Source organism: uncultured Campylobacter sp. (genome assembly GCF_938018145.1).
GTDB lineage: Bacteria > Campylobacterota > Campylobacteria > Campylobacterales > Campylobacteraceae > Campylobacter_A.
Map to the genome: position 1 here is coordinate 1 of NZ_CALIII010000181.1, position 5728 is coordinate 5728.

Annotated in this window: 7 protein-coding genes; 3 read left to right on the plus strand and 4 right to left on the minus strand. The window is 40.7% G+C overall.

The window, feature by feature from the left end; translation table 11 throughout:
* The 3 genes from ftsA to Q0338_RS04155 form a co-directional block, all read right to left on the minus strand.
* A partial coding sequence (ftsA, locus tag Q0338_RS04145; protein ID WP_298085655.1) for a cell division protein FtsA occupies positions 1–1352 on the minus strand: 1352 nt, incomplete at its 3' end.
* A gap of 22 nt (positions 1353–1374) precedes the next feature.
* Complete coding sequence (locus Q0338_RS04150; protein WP_298085656.1) at positions 1375–2838, minus strand: peptidylprolyl isomerase; 1464 nt, start codon at positions 2836–2838, stop codon at positions 1375–1377.
* Between the two features lie 134 nt (positions 2839–2972).
* A complete protein-coding gene (locus Q0338_RS04155) occupies positions 2973–3548 on the minus strand; it encodes a class II aldolase and adducin N-terminal domain-containing protein (protein WP_298085657.1) in 576 nt (191 codons plus the stop codon).
* Positions 3549–3602: 54 nt separating this feature from the next.
* Here Q0338_RS04155 and rsmH point away from each other — a divergent pair, with 54 nt between their 5' ends.
* Both rsmH and Q0338_RS04165 read left to right on the plus strand, forming a co-directional pair.
* Positions 3603–4535 carry a 16S rRNA (cytosine(1402)-N(4))-methyltransferase RsmH gene (rsmH, locus tag Q0338_RS04160; protein ID WP_298085658.1) on the plus strand — a complete coding sequence of 311 codons (933 nt, stop codon included), beginning with the start codon at positions 3603–3605 and terminating at the stop codon, positions 4533–4535.
* On the plus strand, positions 4525–4809 hold the full coding sequence (locus Q0338_RS04165) for a hypothetical protein (protein ID WP_122863615.1): 285 nt from the start codon (positions 4525–4527) through the stop codon (positions 4807–4809). The genes rsmH and Q0338_RS04165 overlap by 11 nt, the downstream gene beginning before the upstream one ends.
* Here the strand turns inward: Q0338_RS04165 and Q0338_RS04170 are convergent, their stop codons facing one another.
* Positions 4810–5319: a hypothetical protein gene (locus Q0338_RS04170; RefSeq protein WP_298085659.1), complete on the minus strand. Its 510-nt coding sequence runs from the start codon at positions 5317–5319 to the stop codon at positions 4810–4812.
* Positions 5320–5449: 130 nt separating this feature from the next.
* Here Q0338_RS04170 and Q0338_RS04175 point away from each other — a divergent pair.
* Positions 5450–5728: aminotransferase class IV (locus Q0338_RS04175; RefSeq protein WP_366119637.1), on the plus strand; the 279-nt coding region annotated here is incomplete at its 3' end.

The following is a 5728-nucleotide window of genomic DNA, read 5'->3' on the forward strand; positions in this document are numbered from 1 at the left end:
TCGTCTTGTAAAGTTCTTTCATCGTCTATTCTTAAATCATCTATATAGTTGTCGTCTAAAACCGTTCCGTTAAAAATTTTCTCTCCGTTTTCGTCAGACTTTTTGGCATCATCTTTATTTTTGGATTTTGAATCATCTACTATATTTTTTAAATTTTTATTTCTTAAAATTGCTTCGTCTTTAAAGCGCATTTTCTTTTCAGAGTCGATCTCGTAAGGCGTAAAGTAGCCTGCGCCGTACATACAAAGTCCGATCGCGCAAGAATTTGCCGGATCTCGTAAAATTTCGTAAAGACCTTCCATCTCTTTCGGCCTTGCTATACGAACCGGCATGTTGTCAAATATAACCGATGCAAGCTCCCTGATGCCCTCAAGCTTAGTCATACCGCCTGTGAGCACCACGCCTGCAGCTATCGAAGCCTTATATCCACTGTCTTCCAGCATCTTGGCTAGTATCATGAGGGTCTCTTCGGCTCTTGCATAAATTACGTTTGAGATAACGTCAAGAGATACTTCTTGCGTCTTTCCATCATCGTTTATCGGAGGGATTTCGACTAGTTCGTTTGCTTTATTTATAAGAGAGCCGTAGCTTAGCTTTATTTCCTCAGCCTTTAAAATAGGCGTATGAAGTGCGGCAGAAAGGTCGTTTGTGATATTTGCCGAGCCGATACCTAGAAATTCGTTATATCTTATCGAATTTCCGGAATGAACCAGCATATTGCACGTTGCGCCGCCCATGTCTATAAATGCTACGCCCAAATCCTTTTCATCTTGATTTAGCGTCGCGATAGCCGAAGCGTAGCTGGAAAGTACGATATTATCAGGCTCGACTCCAGCCAAATTTAACGCTTTTCTGAGGTTGCTCAGAGATGATTTTTGCGCCATTATGATATGCGTTTGCACCTCGAGCCTGCTACCGTTCATACCCAAAGGATCTTCTATATGCTCTTGGTCATCTACTTTGAAATTATAAGGAAGTATGTGTAGCTTCTCGTAGTCGCTGTGGATTTGCGCTCTTCGCTCGGACTCGGACATTGAGCGGTGGATCTCTTTTATACCTATTTCGTATGTCGGCACGTTTACTACGCCGTTACTCTCGACGCTTTTTGTATAAGCTCCAGAGATCGACACTACTACTTTTTCGTAGCGAGTACCGGCTATCCTTTGAGCGTCTATTAAGGCGCTTTTTATTGATTTTGAAGCTAGTTCGATGTTTGTTATGACGCCTTTTTTTATGCCCTGAGTTTTTGCGGTTCCTATTCCGATTATTTTAAGCCCTGTCTCATCATGCTGCCCTATGACAGCGCAAATTTGAACGGAACCTACGTCGATACCTAAAATTTTAGTACCCAATTCAATACCTTTTTAAAATATTTTACTTTTTACTAACGTAATATTCTACTTTATAGCGCTTAGAAAGCGCACCGCTCAAATCCCTGATAAGCTCGTTATTTTTCAAGAAACCCACGTTTTGAGTTATTATCTCTTTATATTCTTTCTCTTTTTCGGTGTTTGTTAGTTTTTGTTCCGCTATCTCGTAAACTACAGCCTTGTCGCCAAGCAATACATAGCCCTTTTTGCCGCCTTTTTCAAAAAGGCGATTGACAAATATATTAAACTCGCCCTCGCTTAACCCACCTTCGGCCTTCACAGTATCTCTACTAACAAACCCTATATCAGTACCCTGAAATCCTTTTTCAAGCAACTCTTTTGCTTTTGCTTCTACGACTTCTTTCGTTTTTTGCTCTTTGTAAAGCTCTAAAATTTGATCTTTCGCCTCGTCAAAGCTCATTACTCTTGGCGCTACGATATCTTTTACCTTTACTATCATATAGCCGTCTTCGTATTCAAACGGCTTTAGAGTGTCGCCTTTTTTTGCTAGTTTTAGTTCGTCCATCGGTAAGCTTGCATTATCTTCAAATGTAGCTATCGAGACATCTGCTTGTTTCTCGTCTTTCTTGATTTTTAGATACTCTTCAAGGGCGACTTTTTTAGTTTGTTTGAGATTGTAGTCTTTTAGGACTTCATCTTTGACGGCTTCAAATTCTTTTATTTTGTCGTCACTGTCTTTGTACTCGTTTTTGTTCCCGTTGTAAAATTCTGTTAGTTCGTTAGTGTTTGCATCGCTTGATATAGCTGGGATAAATTTGGTATCGAGTTTAAATTCGGTCATAGTTTTATATTCGTTCTTATGCTCTTCCCAGAGTTTTTTTACTGCATCTTCATCTATTTTTATTTCGTCCGCGCCAGCTTCCACAACTTGCATCGAAATTTTATCCTGCATCAAAAAGCTAGCCGTTAGCATATCTATATCTTGAGCATTTGCAGGTAAATTTAGAGCATGTCTTAGCTTATCTAAAAGTATTACGTTCTTTAGGCTTTCTTCATATTCGCTTTCGGTGGTTCTAGCTCTTTTTAGTGTATTTTTGTAGAGTTCTTTGTCAAATTTACCGTTTGAGTGGAAGTTTTGATCGGCGATGATGTATTTTACTATATCTTCGTCATTTACGCCAAGCCCTAAGTCATCTGCGAAATTTAAAAGCATAGCATCGTTTACTAACGCCTCTAAAGCTAAATTTTCGATGCCTAGCTCGCTTGCTTTTTCATCGCTTAGCTGCCCGTCAAAAAGCTGACTATAGTATGCGTGAAGCTGACCGTATCTGTTTTGAAACTCTTGGATACTTATATTTCTGTGTCCGACCTTAGCTACCGAGCTAGCTCTGCTCGCATTTAGATCGTATGCTCCCCATCCGACGAAGCCCGCTCCGACGAAGGCTATCGTGCTCACCCAGATCGTCACGACGAGGTATTTTCTATGCTTTTGCATCCAAGTTATCATCTAGTTCCTTCAAATTTATAAAAATTTTATGCATTATTTTACTGAAATTTCGTAAATATCACCTTAAAAACGCGCTTTTTATCGATAAAATTTCAAAAAATTTACTAACATTTTTAAAAACGTTAGTTGCACTCCTACTCGTAGAGGTGAGCTACGCTTAGCAATTTGCACGTATTTTCAAGGATTGCGACGTCTTTTGCCAGCTGATACGAGGTCCTGCTATGCACGTATACGCCGTATCCTTTGATAACCATTATGTTAGTTTTATTTTCTAACATGTAACGATAAATTTCCGTATCCGCGCGCTCATACCAGTCGTCAAACTGTTTTGGATCATAGATCGGGATCTCGTGATGTTTGATATAACCAAAATAATCCCTCGGACGGATAAAAGAATGCCCCAAAGTATAAGCCGTTAGGTATGGCGGCATGGCGTAGCAGATATATTTGGCTTCATTTATATTTTTGTATATATTTAGGTGGATGTCCGCGTCTATGCTCGCATCGTTCCAGCGGTAATCCCTTTTTGAGTTTAGCATTATGAGATCTTCCTCTTTAAGATTATCAAAAATCGTCGTTCTTTTATTTATCAAAAAAGAGTCGTGCTGAATTCTAGCCGAAATAGAGCCGTGAAAGACGCCGAAAAAGTTTTTTCTAAACATCGAAAGAGCGATGTTGCTGATCTCGCTTGCGCAGTATTTTAAGTCCATTTTAACCTTTTATAAACTTTTTTTGTTATTATACACAAAAAATAAAGGCTAAATTTGAACTCCCCACACGTTCCCGTGCTACTTGATGAAGTTTTGCAAGCTTTTGCGGATATAAAAAGCGGCGCGATTGTCGATTGTACGCTCGGATACGGCGGGCATTCCAGCGCGATTTTAGAGCAAAATCAAAACGTAAATTTGATAGCCTGCGATCAAGATGAAGAAGCGATCAAATTTAGCTCCGAAAGACTGAAAAAATTCGGTCAAAGAGCGCAAATTTTTAAGAGTAAATTTTCAGAAATTTTGGGCAAAGTAGAGCAGGGGCAAATCCGCGGTATCCTAGCTGATATCGGCGTTTCGTCGTTACAGCTAGATAAAAATGAGCGCGGCTTTGGACTAAAGAGCGAAAATTTAGATATGCGCATGGACGCGCAGGCTAAATTTTCAGCTTACGACGTTGTAAATTCTTATAGTGCACGAGAGCTAGAGCGTATATTTGCTGACTATGGCGAGCTACCAAATCCGGCTAAATTTGCCGCTAAAATCATAGAAGCCAGGCAAAACGGCGAGATAAAAAGCGCCGAACGCCTCGCACAAATAATCGGGCTAAAGGGCGTAAACGGACGCAGCGTTAGCGCGGCGACGTTAGCTTTTCAAGCGATCAGAATAGAAGTCAACAACGAGCTAGGCGAACTGCAAAATTTGCTACAAAGCATCGAGGATTCGCAGATCGACGAGTGTGTTGTGGCGATAATCAGCTTTCATTCGCTAGAAGATCGTATCGTAAAAAATAAATTTAGGCAGTGGGCACAAAGCTGCATTTGTCCGCCGCAAGCTCTTAGATGCACGTGCGGAGGGAATAACGCGCTGGGTAAAATCGTGAGCAAAAAAGCGGTAACGCCAAGCGCTGCCGAAGTCAAGGCAAATCCGCGCTCAAGCTGCGCAAAAATGAGGATTTTTAAAATTTCAAGAGGTAAAAATGCAAGATAAAAACGAGGTTTTAGAGTTTAGCGGCGGCGAGCAAAAAAAGGAACGAAATTTAGACTACAAAACGCTAGCGACGGCGTATCTCGGGCTTTTTATCGCGCTTGCTTTGTTTTTGCCTAAAATTTACATCACAAATCAAATTTATTACATCAGTCGCGAAATCGGCGATCTAAGCGGCAAACGCGACGTCTTGCTCGAAGAAAATAGAGAGCTTCGCCTAAAGCTTGAAAGAATGAAATACAAAAATCAAATTTTAGACCCGCTCATCCTGCAATAGCTAAATCCCAGCCTCAGACTGCGCGACTAGGCGCTCTAGGACGTATTGCTCCAGGTCCTTGCGCGGGATTTCGTTTTTTACCGCTTCGTTATAGATCATCTCGACTTTGGTGGAGTATTTTTCATAGCTAAAATACGGAAAATGCACGCTCCAAGCCTTTTTTATGAGCTCCTTGCTAACGGCTTTTCTCGCCCAAATTTTAAACATATCAAAGCCGATAAAAACGGCCGAAGTGCCTACTACCGCGCTAACGATCGAGAGGTGAAAGTCAAGCTTGGTAAAAATATGATGCGTCAAAAGCAGTAAAATAAAAAACACGACAAAGCACAAAAGCCCGTAAACTAGGTAAGTTCTTGCGTAGCGAAATTTAAAATTTAGCTTGGCAGGATCAATCAACATGCCTTCGTTAAAAAGGCAGTTTGCCTCGAGTAGATCGCGAAACAGCACGGGTTGTTTCGAGATAACAAAGATATTTTCTAGAATCAAATTTTTTAGCGCGTTATTTTTCATATTTGTGATTATCCTTAAATTTAGCCTCAATTATATCAAAAACTTCGTAATCCAAGCTAAAATTTGGACTTAAAGCAACGCTTTTTTAAGAGTATTTGAGCTAAAATTACTTAAATTTTAAGGAGAAAAAATGAACGGAATAGTATATCTAAACGGCGAATTTATAGACGCGGCGGCGGCTAAAGTTAGCGCATTTGACCGCGGATTTATCTTTGGCGATGGCATCTACGAGGTGGTGCCTGTGCTAAACGGACGGCTCGTAGATAGGGAGGATTTTTGGGAGAGATTTGAGAGGAGTTTGGCTGCGATCGAGCTAAGCTTGCCGCTTTCAAAGAGCGATTTTCAGGGCGTTTTAGAGGAAGTAGTCTGGCGAAATAACCTAAAAGAAGGCGGCGTTTATATGCAGATC